Origin of the sequence: Nocardia sp. NPDC059228, assembly GCF_042754245.1 — a bacterium.
Lineage (GTDB): Bacteria > Actinomycetota > Actinomycetes > Mycobacteriales > Mycobacteriaceae > Nocardia.
In genome coordinates this window covers 64,814-81,203 of the sequence record NZ_JBHZAL010000023.1, presented here as the reverse complement: position 1 = coordinate 81,203, position 16,390 = coordinate 64,814, and the positions used below count along the sequence as shown (strand labels likewise).

9 protein-coding genes are annotated in these 16,390 nt (G+C 70.3%); 7 read left to right on the top strand and 2 right to left on the bottom strand.

Going from position 1 to position 16,390, the window contains the following annotated elements; genetic code table 11:
- The first annotated feature begins 15 nt into the window (after positions 1-15).
- The 5 genes from ACFXKA_RS29255 (at position 16) to ACFXKA_RS29235 (ending at position 11,151) form a co-directional block, all read left to right on the top strand.
- Positions 16-3,357: a DUF2126 domain-containing protein gene (locus ACFXKA_RS29255; RefSeq protein ID WP_379429742.1), complete on the top strand. Its 3,342-nt coding sequence runs from the start codon at positions 16-18 to the stop codon at positions 3,355-3,357.
- Positions 3,358-3,380: 23 nt separating this feature from the next.
- The gene (locus ACFXKA_RS29250; RefSeq protein ID WP_379429741.1) at positions 3,381-6,149 is read left to right on the top strand and encodes a circularly permuted type 2 ATP-grasp protein; all 2,769 of its coding nucleotides are present in this window, start codon (positions 3,381-3,383) and stop codon (positions 6,147-6,149) included.
- Positions 6,149-7,024, top strand: coding sequence for a transglutaminase family protein (locus ACFXKA_RS29245; protein ID WP_354838874.1), 876 nt, complete (start codon positions 6,149-6,151; stop codon positions 7,022-7,024). Before ACFXKA_RS29250 ends, ACFXKA_RS29245 begins: the two co-directional genes overlap by 1 nt.
- A gap of 199 nt (positions 7,025-7,223) precedes the next feature.
- Positions 7,224-9,026: a 2-isopropylmalate synthase gene (gene leuA / locus ACFXKA_RS29240; RefSeq protein WP_379429740.1), complete on the top strand. Its 1,803-nt coding sequence runs from the start codon at positions 7,224-7,226 to the stop codon at positions 9,024-9,026.
- Positions 9,027-9,279: 253 nt separating this feature from the next.
- Positions 9,280-11,151 (top strand): AAA family ATPase, encoded by a 1,872-nt coding sequence (locus ACFXKA_RS29235; protein ID WP_379429739.1) that lies wholly within the window; start codon positions 9,280-9,282, stop codon positions 11,149-11,151.
- Between the two features lie 83 nt (positions 11,152-11,234).
- Here ACFXKA_RS29235 and ACFXKA_RS29230 read toward each other — a convergent pair whose 3' ends face one another.
- Together ACFXKA_RS29230 and ACFXKA_RS29225 are read right to left on the bottom strand one after the other, a co-directional pair.
- A complete protein-coding gene (locus ACFXKA_RS29230; RefSeq protein ID WP_379429738.1) occupies positions 11,235-12,224 on the bottom strand; it encodes an LLM class F420-dependent oxidoreductase in 990 nt (329 codons plus the stop codon).
- Positions 12,225-12,300: 76 nt separating this feature from the next.
- A complete protein-coding gene (locus tag ACFXKA_RS29225) occupies positions 12,301-13,200 on the bottom strand; it encodes a LysR family transcriptional regulator (protein ID WP_379429780.1) in 900 nt (299 codons plus the stop codon).
- A 315-nt stretch (positions 13,201-13,515) separates the two neighbouring features.
- On the opposite strand from ACFXKA_RS29225, the gene ACFXKA_RS29220 reads away from it, so the two are divergent.
- Together ACFXKA_RS29220 and ACFXKA_RS29215 are read left to right on the top strand one after the other, a co-directional pair.
- Complete coding sequence (locus ACFXKA_RS29220) at positions 13,516-14,589, top strand: EamA family transporter (protein WP_379429737.1); 1,074 nt, start codon at positions 13,516-13,518, stop codon at positions 14,587-14,589.
- 30 nt (positions 14,590-14,619) lie between these two features.
- Complete coding sequence (locus tag ACFXKA_RS29215; protein WP_379429736.1) at positions 14,620-16,386, top strand: FAD-dependent oxidoreductase; 1,767 nt, start codon at positions 14,620-14,622, stop codon at positions 16,384-16,386.
- Positions 16,387-16,390 lie beyond the last annotated feature (4 nt).

The window sequence follows — 16,390 nt, the reverse complement described above, 5'->3', positions numbered from 1 at the left end:
TGGTGAACTGGACAGATGGGGATCAAGGTTTCCCTCGAACATCGCACCACCTATTCCTTCGACCATCCCGTGCGCGTCCATCCGCACGTGGTCCGCCTGCGACCCGCCCCGCACACCCGCACCGCCATCGAGGCGTACTCGATGCGGGTGAGCCCCGGGAACCACTGGGTGAACTGGCAGCAGGACGCGTTCGGGAATTTCCTGGCGCGCTTGATCTTCCACGAGCCCACGCCGGAACTGTCCATCGTGGTCGGGCTGATCGCCGATATGGACGCCATCAATCCCTTCGATTTCTTCGTCGAGGAGCACGCCGAGCATTTCCCGTTCGGCTACTCGCCGCAGTTGTCCGCCGACCTCGAGCCCTATCTGCGGCCGGTGGACGAGGGCGAATCCGGTTCCGGCCCCGGCGCTTCGGTACGGGACTGGGTGCGCCGCCACACGCCGGCGGATCGGCCGCGCACCATCGACTTCCTGATCGCGGTGAATCAGGCGCTGCGCCATGATGTCGCCTACACCGTCCGGATGGAGCCGGGCGTGCAGTCGCCGGATCACACGCTGCGCGCCGCCCTCGGCTCGTGCCGGGATTCGGCGTGGCTGCTGGTGTCCATCCTGCGGGAGTTCGGGCTGGCCGCCCGCTTCGTCTCCGGGTATCTCATCCAATTGGCCCAGGACGTGCCGTCTCTGGACGGACCCTCGGGGCCGCTCGCCGATTTCACCGACCTGCACGCCTGGACCGAGGTGTACCTGCCCGGCGCGGGCTGGGTGGGCCTGGACCCCACCTCCGGCCTGTTCGCCGGGGAGGGCCACATTCCGCTGGCCGCCACCCCGCATCCGGTCTCGTCGGCACCGATCACCGGATCCACCGACCCGGTAGCCGCCAGTCTCGACTTCTCCAATACCGTGCGCCGGATCCGCGAGGATCCGCGAGTCACCCTGCCCTACACCGATTCCCAGTGGGAGCGCATCCGCGCCGCGGGCGCGGTCGTGGACGCCCGCACCGAGGCCGCCGGGATCGGCCTGACCATCGGCGGTGAACCCACCTTCGTCTCCCTCGACGATCAGACCGGTCCGGAATGGACCACCGAGGCCGACGGCCCGCGCAAGCGCGAACGCGCCGCCGACCTGGCCGAGCGCCTGCGCCGCATCTACGCGCCGACCGGCCTGGTGCAGTACCGCCAGGGCAAGTGGTATCCGGGAGAACCCCTGCCGCGCTGGGAAATCGCCATGACCTGGCGCGACGACGACGAACCACTGTGGCGGCACCGCGACCTGCTCGCGCATCCCTGGCTCCCGCAGGCCGGCGACGTGGGTGAGGCCGCCGCGCGAGCGGTGATCGCCCACATCGCACGGGGCTTGGGCCTGCCGGACGGTCAGGTGCGGCCCGCCTACGAGGATTCGCTACTCCGGATGGCCGCCAAGGCCGCTGCGCCACAGGGTGATCCGGTCGGTGCGGACGAGGATCTGGACAGCGGCTTGGATTCGCCGTCGGCGCGCAGCGCGCTGCTGGCTCGGCTGGATGCCGCTGTCGGCGAGCCCGCCGCCTACGTGCTGTCGCTGTACCGCCGGGACGACGAGGCCGGGTGGGCGAGCGCCGACTGGAAGCTGCGGCGCGGTCGAATCGTCTTGACGGAGGGCGATTCCCCGGCCGGACTCCGGTTGCCGCTGCGGTCCGTCACCTGGAACGCGCCACCGCCGCGACCCGAGGCGGACCCGTTCGCGCCGTGCCCGCCGCTGGCCGCGGATGAGCCGCCCGCGGTGGTGGAGTCCGCGGAGCGCGCGCCGATCACCGCGCTGGTCGCCGAGGTCCGCGACGGCCGGCTGTTCGTATTCCTGCCTCCCGTCGAGGAATTCGGCGCGTTCTGCGATCTGGTGCGCCGGGTCGAGGAGGCCGTCGCCGCGGTCGGCCGGCCGGTCGTGCTGGAGGGTTATCCGGCCCCGGTGGACGACCGGTTGCGTACCTTGTCCCTGGCGCCCGACCCGGGCGTGATCGAGGTGAACATCCAACCCACCACCGGTTTCGCCGAGCAGTCGCGGCTGCTGGAGACGCTCTACGAGCAGGCCCGGCTGGCGCGGCTGAGCACCGAATCCTTCGATGTGGACGGCACCGACCGTGGCACCGGCGGCGGCAATCACATCACGCTCGGCGGCCGCACCCCGGCGCACTCGCCCCTGCTGCGCCGCCCGGACCTGCTGGTGTCGCTGCTCACCTACTGGCAGCGGCATCCGGCGTTGTCCTATTTGTTCTCGGGCCGCTTCATCGGCCCGACCTCCCAGGCGCCCCGTGTCGACGAGGGCCGTGAGGACGCGCTCTACGAACTGGAGATCGCCTTCGCCGAGATCGCCCGCCTGAGCCGGGCCGCCGCCGACCCCGGCGAGCCGGCCGCGCCGCCCTGGGCGGTCGATCGCGCGCTGCGCCACCTGCTCACCGACCTCACCGGCAATACCCACCGCGCCGAATTCTGCATCGACAAGCTCTACAGCCCGGATTCGGCGCGCGGCCGCCTCGGACTGGTGGAACTGCGCGGCTTCGAGATGCCCCCGCACTTCCGCATGGCCATGGTGCAGTCGCTGCTGGTGCGGGCGCTGGTGCTGCGGTTCTGGGAGCACCCCTACACCGCGCCGCTGCTCCGGCACGGCGCCAACCTGCACGGGCGTTACCTGCTGCCGCATTTCCTGCAGGCCGATATCGCCGAGGTGGCGGCCGATCTGCGCGCGCACGACATCGAATTCGACACCAGCTGGCTGGATCCGTTCTCGGAGTTCCGTTTTCCTCGCTTCGGCACGGTGGTACTCGGGGATATGGAAGTGGAACTGCGCGGGGCGATCGAGCCGTGGAACACCCTCGGGGAACAGACCACCGCCTCCGGGACCGCGCGATACGTGGACTCTTCGGTCGAGCGCCTGCAGGTCCGGGTGACCGGGGCGGACCGGGACCGGTATGCGGTGACCTGCAACGGTTTCCCGCTGCCCCTCATCCCGGCCGGGCGGGCGGACGTGCAGGTCGCGGGCGTGCGGTATCGGGCGTGGCAGCCGCCGGAGTCCCTGCATCCGACGATCACGGTGGACGCGCCGCTGGTCTTCGACGTGGTCGAGCTGCAGACCGGCCTATCCCGCGGCGGCTGCACGTATCACGTGAGCCATCCGGGCGGCATGTTCTATGCCGGGCCGCCGGTGAATTCGGTGGTGGCGCAATCCCGGCGCAATCGGCGATTCGAATCCTGCGGGCACACCCCGGGCCCGGTCGATATCGCGGATTTGCGTGCCAAAATGGCCATACAGGCAACAGACGTCGGTGCGCCCGGAATACTCGATCTGCGCCGGGCGCGGACCGTGTGGGGCGTCGTCGGCGGTCGATAGGCATACCCGGGGATGTGGTAGCGGTGACAGTGCTCGACGCAGTGCCACCCGGCGAGGAGTTCGCGAATTACCGTGCCGCCGCGGCCGATACCGGCGCCCGCGACGCCTGCGGCCTGGCCACCGGCGGCTTCTACGACGAACTCGTCGATCACGACGGCCGCCTGCGCGGCCTGTGGGCCGACCTGTCCGCCGACTTCCTGGACCAGGGCCGGGCCGGACTGCACCGCATCGACGGCCGGGTCCGGCGGCTGATCGAGGACGACGGCATCACCTACACCGAACTGACCGGCTCCGAGGGTGCCGCGACGCCCTCGCCGTGGCGGCTGGACCCGATTCCGCTGCTGCTCTCCGACACCGAGTGGGCGGCGCTGGAATCCGGTGTGGTGCAACGTTCCCGGCTGCTCGACGCGGTGCTCACCGACGTGTACGGCGCGCGCCGCACCCTCACCGAGGGGCTGCTGCCACCGCAGGTGGTCTTCGCGCACCGCGGCTATGTCCGTGCCGCGCACGGTATTTCCCTGCCGGGACGGCATCAGCTGTTCCTGCACGCCTGCGATGTCAGCCGCTGGAGCGACGGCGGCTTCCGGGTGCTCGCCGACTGGGCGCAGGCTCCCTCCGGCGCGGGCTACGCGCTGGCCGACCGCCGTGTGGTGTCCGCCGCCATTCCCGAGGCCTTCGAGCTGGCCGGCCCGCGTCCGCTCACCCCGTTCGTGCGGGCCATGCGGCTCATGCTCATCGAGGCCGCGCCGCGCGGCGCCGACGAGGACCCGGTGGTCGTGGTGCTGAGCCCGGGCGTGCACTCCGAAACCGCCTTCGACCAGGCGTATCTGGCCTCCGTGCTGGGCTTCCCGCTGGTGGAGAGCGCCGACCTGGTGGTGCGCGACGGCCGGCTGTGGATGCGCTCGCTGGGCACGCTCGAACGGGTCGACGTGGTGCTGCGCCGCGTGGACGCCGAGTTCTCCGATCCCCTGGACCTGCGGCCGGATTCGCGCCTGGGCGTGGTGGGCCTGGTGGAGGTGCTGCGGCGCGGTGCGGTCACCGTGGTCAACACCCTGGGCAGCGGACTGCTGGAGAATCCGGCGCTGGCCGCGTTCCTGCCACGCCTGTCCCGGCGGCTGCTGGACGAGGAACTCGCCCTGCCGGGAATCGAATCCTACTGGGGCGGAGACGATTCCGAACGCTCCCACCTGACGGCCAACCTGCACCGCCTGATCTTGCGCTCCACCGTGGACGGCACCACGGTCTTCGGCCCCGTCCTGACCGCCGTGCAGCGCGCGCAATGGCGGGCCCGCATCGAGACCGAGGGCTGGAAGTGGGTCGGCCAGGAACCGGCCCGCTTCTCGGTCGCCCCCGCGGTCGACGGCTCCGGCGGACTCGCTGCCGCCCCCGTCGCCGTCCGCCTGTTCTCCCTGGCCGGACGCGTCGGATACCGCATCATGCCGGGCGGATTGGGGCAGCTGCATCAGCGCGGCGAACCCGAGGGCATGGTGGGGGAGGTCGCGGCCAAGGACGTCTGGGTGCGCGCCGCGCCCGCCGCCGTCCCGGCCGTGCCCGCGGCCACCACCGAGGTACCCGAGGAGCGCGAGCGCCGGGTCGTCGCGGTCGCCCCGATGGACGTGGTCAGCTCGCCGCGCGTGCTCAACGACCTGTTCTGGCTGGGCCGCTACGGCGAGCGCGCCGAGGTCACCGTGCGCCTGCTCAGCGCCATCCACGAACGCCACCAGGACTACCGCTACCGGCCGTGGCTGGAGGGTGCGGAGGCGATGCCCATCCTGATGGCCGCCCTCGCCCGCATGACCGGCACGGCCCCGGCCGAGCCGAAGCTGCCCGCCGTACCGAAACCGACTGCTGTGCGAAGTGATTCGCCGGAGCGCCGGCGCAGGCGCCGCCAGCCGGAGGCGCAGTCCGCCGCGCGGACCCGATCCGGATCCCAGCCGCCGCGGCGTCGCGAGTACTCCGACGAGCCGACCGTCCCGATCGCGCTGCCCGGCGCGTCCCGCCGCGACCACGACTACCTGGTCTCCCTCACCGTCGACCGCGAGGTTCCCGGCTCGGTCGCGTTCTCCATGGAGCGCTACGCGAAAGCCGCGCGCGCCGTGCGTGATCAGCTCTCACCCGACACCTGGATGGTGCTCGGCTCCATCGATCGAGCCCTGTCGGAATACCGGGCTGTCCGCGGCGACCGTGGCGCGGCGCTGTCGGCCGTGCACTCCCGCGCCCTGTCCGCCCTGCTGTCGCTGACCGGCATCGACGCGGAATCGACCGTGCGGGACACGGGGTGGCACGTCATGGACATCGGGCGGCGCATCGAGCGCGCGCTGGCGCTGTCGGCCCTGCTGACCGCCGCCCTCACCGACGCCTACCCGCCGGAGGTCGGCCGGGTGGTGACCGATGCGGTCCTGCAGGCCACCGTCTCCGCGGTGAGTTACCGCCGCCGCCACGGTGATTCGGTCCGCATCGCCGCCGTCGCCGGACTGCTGCTGTTCGACGGGCACAACCCGCGCTCGCTGGCCTACCAGCTGGAACGCCTCGAGGCCGACTTCCCGGCACTGCCCGGGGCCTCCGGATCCTCACGCCCGCAACGACTCCTGGCCGATGCCCAGCGTATGCTGCGCCGCGTCGACCCGGCCGAGCTGGAGACCGTCGCCGACGGTCGCCGCACCGAACTGGCCGAGCTGCTCGACGGCGTCCACCTGCGGCTGCGCAAACTCTCCGAATCCTTCGAGGCGGGCCGGCTGTCGGTGCCGCGCGAGATCCAGCCGCTGTGGGGCTCCACCCGGGTGGTGGGCTGATGCGCCGCTACCGGGTGCTGCACCGCACCGTCTACCTGTACTCGGACGTGGTCAGCAGCTCCTACGGCCGCGCCTACCTGACACCGCGCGAGTTTCCGGGACAGCGGTTGCTGTCCCACGACATTCGCGTCGATCCCCTCCCGTCGGATCGATCGGTCGGCACCGACGTGTACGACAACACCACCCTCTACTTCCACGTCACCGCCGAACACCGCCGGCTGGAGGTGACCGGCGAATCCCTCGTCGAAGTCGGCGCGCCCGCCGCGCCGGCCGCGCAGCCGGCCTGGGAGCAGGCCCGCCCGACCGCCGAGAACGGCCCGCTCGCCGTGGAATTCACCCTCGACCTGACCCCGCCCGAGATCATCCCCGAGGTTGCCGCCTACGCCGCCGAATCCTTCCCGCCCGGCCGCCCGCTGCTGGACGCGGTGCGGGAACTGACCACGCGCATCCATACCGACTTCGCCTACGAATCCGGTTCCACCACCGTCAGCACCAGCGTCGCCGACGTCTTTGCCGCCCGCCACGGCGTCTGCCAGGACTTCGCCCGCCTCGGCATCGCCTGCCTGCGCTCCCAGGGCCTGGCCGCCCGCTATGTCTCGGGCTACCTGTCCACCGATCCGCCCCCCGGCAAGGAACGCATGGTCGGCGCGGACGCCACCCACGCCTGGGCCGCGGTCTGGCTCCCGGGCGCCGCCGGGCACTGGATCGGCTTCGACCCCACCAACGACCAGTTCGCCGACGACCGCTACGTCACCGTCGCCTGGGGTCGCGACTACGCCGACGTGCCGCCCCTGCGCGGCATCATCTATACCGATGCCAAGGAATCGACGATCACCGTGTCGGTCGATGTGGCACCGATCGCCGCCGATGAGTGACACGCCCGGGCTGTGGCGCCCGCCTCCCCTGCTTCCGGGCATCTATTGCGCCCCTGTAAACTCGTCGCCATCATGCAGCGGGCACTTCTCCTCGGCCGCCGCGACGGGGTCTGATTCGGACCGGCTCCCGTCGCGGGGATCTGCCGTGCCGGTCTACCCCATACCTGGGATCCAGCCACACCCTCGGAGATAAATCGCCATGTCAGCCGCTGACGCTTTCGTATCCGGTACCCGGTCCATCACCGCGCCGTCCAAGCCCGCGCCCGCCGACCAGCCGGCCTGGAACACACAGAAGAACTCCTCCATGCCGGTCTTCCGGTACCGGCCCTTCGCCGAGGAGGTCGAGCCGGTCACCCTGCCCGACCGCACCTGGCCGGACAAGATCATCGAACGCGCGCCCGGCTGGTGTGCCGTGGACCTGCGCGACGGCAACCAGGCGCTGATCGACCCGATGAGCCCCGCCCGCAAGCGTCGCATGTTCGACCTGCTGGTGCGCATGGGCTACAAGGAGATCGAGGTCGGCTTCCCGTCCGCATCGCAGACCGACTTCGACTTCGTCCGCGAGATCATCGAGGACGGCGCGATTCCGGCCGACGTCACCATCCAGGTGCTGACCCAGTCCCGGCCCGAGCTGATCGAGCGCACCTTCGAGGCCTGCGCCGGCGCCGCCAATGTGATCGTGCACTTCTACAACTCGACCTCGATCCTGCAGCGCCGCGTGGTCTTCCGTGCCGACCGCGACGCCGTCAAGAAGATCGCCACCGACGCCGCGAAGCTGTGCCTGGAGGTCGAGAAGCGCTACCCGGACACCAACTGGCGCTACGAGTACAGCCCGGAGTCCTACACCGGCACCGAGCTGGACTACGCCCGCGAGGTGTGCGACGCGGTCTCCGAGATCATCGCGCCGACCCCGCAGAAGCCGCTGATCATCAACCTGCCCGCGACCGTGGAGATGGCGACGCCCAACGTCTACGCCGACTCCATCGAGTGGATGCACCGCAACCTGGCCCGCCGCGACTCCATCGTGCTGTCGCTGCACCCGCACAACGACCGTGGCACCGCCGTGGCCGCCGCGGAACTGGGCTACCAGGCCGGCGCCGACCGCATCGAGGGCTGCCTGTTCGGCAATGGCGAACGCACCGGCAATGTCTGCCTGGTGACGCTGGGCATGAACATGTTCTCGCGCGGCGTCGACCCGCAGATCGACTTCTCCAACATCGACGAGATCCGCCGCACGGTCGAGTACTGCAACCAGTTGCCGGTCGCCGAGCGCCACCCGTACGGCGGCGACCTGGTCTACACGGCCTTCTCCGGCTCGCACCAGGACGCCATCAACAAGGGCCTGGACGCCATGAAGGCCGCCGCCGACGCGCAGGGCGCCGACGTGGACGACATCGTGTGGGAGGTCCCGTACCTGCCCATCGACCCGAAGGACGTCGGCCGCACCTACGAGGCCGTGATCCGGGTGAACTCGCAGTCCGGCAAGGGCGGCGTGGCCTACATCATGAAGACCGATCACGGGCTGGTGCTGCCGCGCCGCCTGCAGATCGAGTTCTCGCAGGCCGTACAGAAGATCACCGACGGCGAGGGCGGCGAGGTCACCCCGAAGGAGATGTGGGACGTCTTCTCCGAGGAGTACCTGATCCCGATCCTGCCGCTGGAGCGCATGCGTCAGAAGGTCACCGCCGCCGAGACCGACGGCGGCGTCGACCACATCGAGGCCGTGGTCAAGGTGGACGGCGTCGAGCACGCCGTCTCCGGTGAGGGCAACGGCCCGCTGGCCGCCTTCGTCGACGCGCTGGCCACCATCGGCTACGACGTGCGCGTGCTGGACTACAGCGAGCACGCCATGTCCTCCGGCGACGACGCCCAGGCCGCCGCCTACGTCGAATGCGCCATCGGCGATCAGGTCACCTGGGGTGTCGGCATCGCCACCTCCATCACCACCGCCTCGCTGCGCGCGGTCGTCTCCGCGGTCAACCGCGCTGCCCGTAGGGCCTGAGGGATTGCTCCCCCGACCCTCGCGAACGTGACGACTGATTTCGCGAGGATCGGGGTAACTCACCGGGTACGTCCAGCATCGGTTCGGCACCCGACGCAGGCACGCATGCAGGAGTGATAACGCCACTCAGCCGTGCGCCGAAGCTGCCGGGAGGCGGATCTGCCTCGCCGCGTCCGGACCGGTCGACAATGCTAGCGTTGGGACGCATTAGCGCCGAGCTCTCTGTTCGAGCCGTCGAGCAGATGGGGGACACGTGACCACGAAAGATCAGAATTCGACCTCGAAGCCTGTGCAGGGCAAGGGGGTTACCGACGACGCCGTCGAGGTGGCCGATGTCGAGGCCGAGCAGGACGCGGTGAACGCCGACGGACCGGCCGAGAACAACGGCGCGGCGAGCGATTCCGAGGAGCAGGCCGCCGGATTCTTCCCGCCGGTGCCGGATTCGATCGACCAGGCCCTGCCGCACCCGGGTGAGGGGCCCAACCCCTTCGCACCGCCCAACGGTCCCTTCCCGGGGCCCTACGGTGGGCCGGACGGCCACAATCCGTTCGCGGGCGATGGCCACAATCCGTTCGCGCCGGGCGGGCCCGGGCCGTACGGTCAGCCGGGCTTCCCGCCCGCCGGCGCGTTCCCGCCGCCGGATGCCGGGCAATTCGCGCCGCCGCCGAATCCCGGTGTGCCGGGCGGTTTTCCGCCGCCGGGTGCACCGCTGGGCGAGGTGCGCGATCAGACGCCCTACGGCGAGATCAGGCAGGAGATCGGCAGCGACGGGATGGTGCGCCGGGTGTTCCCCGAGCCGCCGGGCGTGCCGGGCGACGGTGAGAGGCCCGGGGAGCCAGGGCATTTCGGTGGTCCCGGCCAGCCGGGGCAGTTCGCGCCGTCCAATGATCAACCGGGCGGGCCGATCTACAGCTGGTCGCCGCCCCCGGCCGCGCCGCCGCAGACCCAGCTATCCCAGCCGCAGCCCCAGGTGGGTTTCCAGCCCGGCTGGAATCCGCAGCCGCAGCAGGGTTTTCCGCAGCAGCAGGGTGGTTTCGGGCAGCAGTTCGGGCAGCAGCCGATGCCCCCTGGGCATTCGGTCAATGATCTGAACCTGTTGAAGCGGGCCAAGCGGGCGCCGCGCAGCGGATGGCGGCGGGCCGTGCACAAGGCGTCCGGCGGTGCCATCAACCCGGGCGAGTCGGCCGCGGACGTGGTGTACCGGCAACTGGTGGACCGGGTGAACCAGCCGGTCCGCGGCGACTACCGGATCGCGATCCTGTCGCTCAAGGGCGGCGTCGGAAAGACCACCACCACGGTTGGTCTGGGCTCCACCTTCGCCTCGCTGCGCGGTGACCGGGTGATCGCCATCGACGCCAACCCGGACCTCGGAACGCTGGCGCACCGCGTGCCCCGCCAGACCCGCTCCACGGTGCGAAACCTGCTGGAGGACGGGCACATCTCGCGGTATTCGGATGTGCGCGCCCACACCTCGCAGGCGCCGAGCCGACTGGAAGTGCTTGCCAGTGAACAGGATCCGGCGGTGTCGGAGGCGTTCTCCGAGGCGGACTACCGCAAGGCCATCGGCATCCTGCAGCAGTTCTACAACATCATCCTCACCGACTGCGGCACCGGCCTGATGCACTCGGCCATGTCCGGCGTGCTGGATATGGCCAGCTCGCTGGTGCTGGTGACCTCCCCGGCCATCGACGGCGCGCGCAGTGCCTCGGCCACCCTGGACTGGCTCGACCACCACGGCTACCACAAGCTGGTGGAGCGAACCGTGGTGGTGGTCAACGCCTCTCGCAAGGGCTCCTCCACGGTGGACCTGGACCAGCTGCGCAAGCTGTTCCTGGACCGCACCCGCGCGGTGCAGGTCGTCCCGTTCGACGACCACCTGGCCGAGGGCGCGGAGATCGACCTCGAACTGGTCGGCAAGCCGACGCGGCGGGCCCTGCTGGAACTGGCCGCCATGGTGGCCGACGATTTCGGCTATCAGGCTGCGCAGCAAGGCTTCCCGCCACACGGCGGCTTCCAGCAGCAGCCCCCGCAGGGTGGATTCGCGCCGCAGCAGGGCGGCGGTTACCCGCCGCAGGGTGACGGCGGCTATCCGCCGCACGGCGAGGGTTTCCGGCCGCAGGGCTGATCCGGTATCGACGACGAAATGCCCCGCAGTTCAATTGAACCGCGGGGCATTTCCTATGAGTCGGCCTCGGAAAGGGGAGCGGGTCAGCCCCGGACCAGGGGAGCCAGGGCGCGGCCGGCGAGTTCGACCGCGCCGGCCTCGTGGCCGTTGGTGACCATGTTCACGATGATGCCGTCGATGCCCTGGTCGAGTACCCGGGACTGGATCTGCTCGGCGACCTGATCGGGGGTGCCGACGAACTGGCGGTCCGCCGGGGTGTTGCGCAGGGCCTCGTTGGGCAGCGCGCCCAGATCGGTGATGCCGATGCGGGCCAGCATCTCGGCCTGGGTCTTGCGGGCGCGGTCGCCGTCCTCGTCCACGATGACGAACGCCAGGAAGCTGGTCTCCAGGGTCTTCGGGTCGCGTCCCGCCTCGTCCAGGCGCGCGTGCAGGGCCCCGAGCTTGCGCGGGATCTCCGAGGCATTGCAGATGATGTTGAGGTGGTCGGCGAAGCGGGCGGCCAGGCCGAAGGTCTTCTTCTCGCCGCCGCCGCCGAGCAGGATCGGCAGGTCGTCGCGCACGCGCGGCTCGTTCATGGCGTTGTTCGTGCGGTACCACTTGCCGTCGAAGGTGGAGTGCTGTCCGCGCAGCATCGGGGTGATGATCTCGAGGGCCTCCTCGAGCTTCTCGAACCGCTCGGTGAAGGTGCCGAAGTCGAAGCCGTAGGCCTGGTGCTCGAGCTCGAACCAGCCCGCGCCGATGCCCAGCACGGCCCGGCCGCGGCTCACCACGTCCAGGGTGGTGACGGTCTTGGCGGTGAGCGCCGGATTACGGTAGGTGTTGCCGGTCACCAAGGCGGACAACTGGATTCGCTCGGTCGAGGCGGCCAGGCCGGACAGCGCGCTGTACGCCTCCAGCATGGGCTCCTCGGGCGCGCCGAGCAGTGGCAACTGGTAGAAGTGGTCCATGACGAAGGCCGCGTCGAAGCCGGCCGCCTCGGCCTCCCGTGCCTGCGCCACCACCGCCGGGAACAGGTCCCGCGGCGCGACCCCGTAGCTGAAGTTCGGCATCTGATACCCGAGTCGAATGCTCATGCCGCAAAGGTAGGACCTGGAGTGCGCTCCAAGTCAACCGCTGATTTCCGATTCCCGGTCGCGCGGCGTGACCGGGCTATTCGGTCCCGGTGGCGCGGCGGGCCGCGGCCTGGAACGCGGCGATGACCATGGCGACGGCCGGGCGCTTGTCGGCATGCGGGCGGGTGGCCAGGTCGTAGACGCGGGCGGCACGGACACCGGCCAGCCGGAGCATGACCAGGTCGGGGTGCCGGACCGCGTGGCGGGGCATGAGGGCGACGCCGTAGCCGGTGGCCACCAGCGCCTCGATGACGCTGAACTCGTTGAGCCGCTGCGCGATTCGCGGCTGCACGCCGGTGACGGTCGCGATCGAGCGGAGCACGTCGTCGACCGGGAAGCCGGTGCGGACGCTGATCCAGGTCTCGTCGGACAGCTCCGCCGGAACCACCGCGCCCTGCCGGGCCAGCCGGTGATCGGGCGCGACCACCACGTCGATCGGCTCGCGCATGAGCACCCGCGAGGACACCCGTGGCCCGCTGAGCGAGGGCGCCCGCTCGTCACGGTGGGTGAGCGCCACGTCGTAATCGGCCAGCAAACGCGGCACCTCGCTGGGCGGCACGTCCTCGTCGCGCGCCACCATCTCCACCCCGCTGTCCGCCAGCTCGGCCAGCACATGCGGCAGCAGCAGCGCCGCCCCCGACGGAAACAAGGCCACCCGCACCCGCCCGCGCGGCGACCCCCGATACTCCGCCATCTCGCTGACCGCCCGTTCCATGGCCTCGAGCACCTCATCGGCCCGCACCACCAGCGCCCGCCCCGCATCGGTCAGCCGCACCCGCCGCCCGTCCGGCTCCAGCAGCGCCACCCCCGCCTCCCGCGCCAGCACCTTCAACTGCTGCGACACCGCCGACGGCGTCATCGACAACGCCTCCGCCACCGCGGCAACCGTCCCGCGATCTGCCAATTCCCGTAGCACCCGCAGTCTTTCGAGTGACATGAGCGGCCCGTCGGCCCGTGCCACGCCGGATCCCTCGACCTGCGCGGCTTCGCCCGTGCTTCGGCCGCCCTCGTGGACCGGGGCCGCGTCGGGAGGGCTCGGTGTGACGCGTCGCGCCCGCGTGGGGGCGGGGCCGGGTTGGGCCGCAGTCGCGGGGGCGTCCGGGGTGGCATCGGCGCGGGTGTCGCGGGGGATACGGCGTGGGGGTGGGACGGAGCGGGGTGGGTCGGGCTGGGGCATAGTTAAGTAGTACTACATTGTTGGTGCAGAATTATTCGATTGTTCTTATCTATTAGCGTCAGCAAGATTTTCGGCATGACCAATCGCGATCGACTGCTCGGGCTCGCCGTCGTGGTGCTGTGGGGGTTGAACTTCCTGGCCATTCACGTGGGGCTGGAGCATTTCCCGCCGTTCTTCTTCGCGGGTCTGCGGTTCGCCGTGATCGCGATTCCGGTGCTGCTGTTCGTGCCGCGGCCCAGGGTGCCGTGGAAGTGGTTGCTGCTGTACGGGATCGGGTTCGGGATTCTGCAGTTCGCCTTCCTGTTCACCGCCATGCGCGCGGGGATGCCGACGGGCCTGTCCTCGCTGGTGCTGCAGTCGTCCGCGCCGTTCACGGTGTTGCTGGGCGCGGTGTTCCTGCGGGAGCGGCTGCGCGGCATTCAGCTGGCGGGGATCGCGGTGGCCATGGCGGGTATGGCGGTGATCGGGTGGGACCGTTCACACCACGCGGCGCTGCTGCCGCTGGTGCTGACCCTGCTGGGCGGATTGGCCTGGGCCTTCGGCAATATCGGGTCGCGGCTGGCCGCGGCCTCGTCCGAGCAGGTGAACCCGCTGCATCTGACGCTGTGGATGGCCGTGGTGCCGCCGATCCCGATGTTCGTGCTGTCCGCGCTCACCGAGGGGCCGGCCACCGGCTGGAACGACCTGATCGACTCCTGCTCGGCGACCGGTTGGCCCGCCTACGCGGCCCTGGCCTACATCGTCGCGCTGGGGACGATCGCGGGATCGGGGCTGTGGACCTATCTGATGAGCCGCTATCCGGCGGGCACGGTGGCGCCGCTGTCGCTGGCCGTGCCGGCGGTGGGAATCGCCGCCTCCTGGGCGTTCCTGCACGAGACTCCGTCCGCGTTGTCCCTGTTCGGGGCCGTCATCGTGATCGCCGGCGCCTTCACGGCCACCTCGGCGGGCCGCCGGGTCCGGGTGCCGGAGGCAGCGCTCGACACGCCCGGACCCATCCGACCCGCCGAGCCGACACGCCGGTCAGAACTGGACCCGAATCTCGTCGAGGCCAAGCTGAGCAGTCCGATTTGCTGTAGTTCGCCCATCTTCCGGGTATTCGGCATGAAATTTTCCACCCCAACCGACCATCTGTCTGCGACAGCTCCATAGGATGCGGACCAGGCGTGGGAGGTAACGGGTATGGCAGGACGACGTTTGTCCGTCACGCGGCGAACAGTGCTGCGTGGAGCGGTCGCAGCCGGGGCAATGGCGGGAGCGGTGGCGGCGGGGGCCGCCCGCCCCACCGCCGCCCGGGCCGAGACCGGACGGCGGGTCGCGGTGCTGGGCGGTGGGGTCGCGGGTCTGACCGCGGCGCACGAACTGGCCGAACGCGGCTTCGAGGTGACCGTCTACGAGCGGCGGGCCCTGGGCGGCAAGGCACGCAGCATCGCGGTCCCGGGCAGTGGCAAGGACGGGCGGCCGGAGCTGTGGGGCGAGCACGGCTTCCGGTTCTTTCCCGGCTTCTACCGCCACCTGCCCGACACCATGCGGCGAATCCCGTTCGCGGGCAACGCCAATGGTGTGTGGGACAACCTGATCGCCGCTCCCGAGGCGCGGTTCTCGCGCAAGGACGCGGACGACACCATCATTCCGATGGGCAAGTTCGGCAAGCCCTGGTCGAGTCCGGACGACTTCCGCGAGACCGTCGGGTCGGCCATTACGACCTCCACGAAAATGGGCACCAGCGATGCCCTCTATTTCGCGAGTCGCCTGCTGGTCTTCAACACCAGCTGCGACGCCCGCCGCTACGGGCAGTGGGACAACATGGCCTGGCGGGATTTCGTGGGCGCGGGCAGGCGCTCCAACGAATTCCGCATGCTGCTCTCGCGCACGCTCACCACACTGCTGGTGGCCGCGCGGGAGGACAAGGCCAGCACCCTCACCATCGGCACCATGGGCGAGCAGTTCCTGGGCAATCCGCTCGAGGTCGGCAATGACGGCGCGCTGGACCGGCTGTTGAACGGGGCCACCAACGAGGCATGGATCGATCCCTGGGTGAACCGCCTCCGGGATCTCGGCGTCACCTTCGTCAACGCCGAGGTCCGGGGTCTGGATCTGGAGGGCGCGCGCATTTCCGGTGCGCGCGTGGTGGATTCGTCGGGCGCGGCCCAGACGGTCACCGCCGACCATTTCGTGAGCGCACTGCCCGTGGAGGTGGCCCGCACCCTGTGGACGCCCGAAATCCTGTCGCTGCGACCGGAATTGGCGGGCATGAGCCAGCTGACGGTGGACTGGATGACCGGCATCCAGTTCTTCCTCCGCCGCCCCACCGATATCGCGCGCGGGCACACCGCCTACGTCGACTCCCCGTGGTCGCTGACCTCCATTGCGCAGGGCCAGTTCTGGAACCGCACCCCGGTCACCGGCCTGGGCGACGGCACCGTGCAGGACTGCCTGTCGGTCGACATCTCCGACTGGAACACACCCGGCATGCTCTACGGCAAGACGGCCAAGGAGTGCACCCATGACGAGATCGCGCGCGAGGTGTGGGCACAGCTGAAGGCACACCTCAACGATCGTGCCGACCTGCTGCGCGACGAGGATCTGCACTCCTGGTTCCTCGACACCGGCATCGCGTGGGACGCCGCGCGGCAGCGCAACACCAATGCCGATCCGCTGCTGATCAATACGGCGGGCTCCTGGGCGCTGCGCCCGGAATCGCATTCCGACTCGCTCCAGAACCTGTATCTGGCAGGCGATTACGTGCGCACCAATGTGGACCTGGCCACCATGGAGGGCGCGTGCGAGGCGGCCCGCGGCGCGGTGAACAAGCTGCTGGAGGTGGCGGGTTCGGATGCTCCGCGCTGCAAGCTGTTCACGCTCTACCGCACGGAGGTGCTGGAGCCGTTCCGGCAGCTGGACATTCAGCGGTACGCGGCGGGACAGCCGAACATGTTCGACGCCTAGGGTA

Coding starts and splice junctions, on each gene's coding strand:
- ACFXKA_RS29255 (WP_379429742.1), top strand. CDS start 16: ATGGGGATCAAGGTTTCCCTCGAACATCGCACCACCTATTCCTTCGAC.
- ACFXKA_RS29245 (WP_354838874.1), top strand. CDS start 6,149: ATGCGCCGCTACCGGGTGCTGCACCGCACCGTCTACCTGTACTCGGAC.
- leuA (WP_379429740.1), top strand. CDS start 7,224: ATGTCAGCCGCTGACGCTTTCGTATCCGGTACCCGGTCCATCACCGCG.
- ACFXKA_RS29230 (WP_379429738.1), bottom strand. CDS start 12,224: ATGAGCATTCGACTCGGGTATCAGATGCCGAACTTCAGCTACGGGGTC.
- ACFXKA_RS29225 (WP_379429780.1), bottom strand. CDS start 13,200: ATGTCACTCGAAAGACTGCGGGTGCTACGGGAATTGGCAGATCGCGGG.
- ACFXKA_RS29220 (WP_379429737.1), top strand. CDS start 13,516: ATGACCAATCGCGATCGACTGCTCGGGCTCGCCGTCGTGGTGCTGTGG.
- ACFXKA_RS29215 (WP_379429736.1), top strand. CDS start 14,620: ATGGCAGGACGACGTTTGTCCGTCACGCGGCGAACAGTGCTGCGTGGA.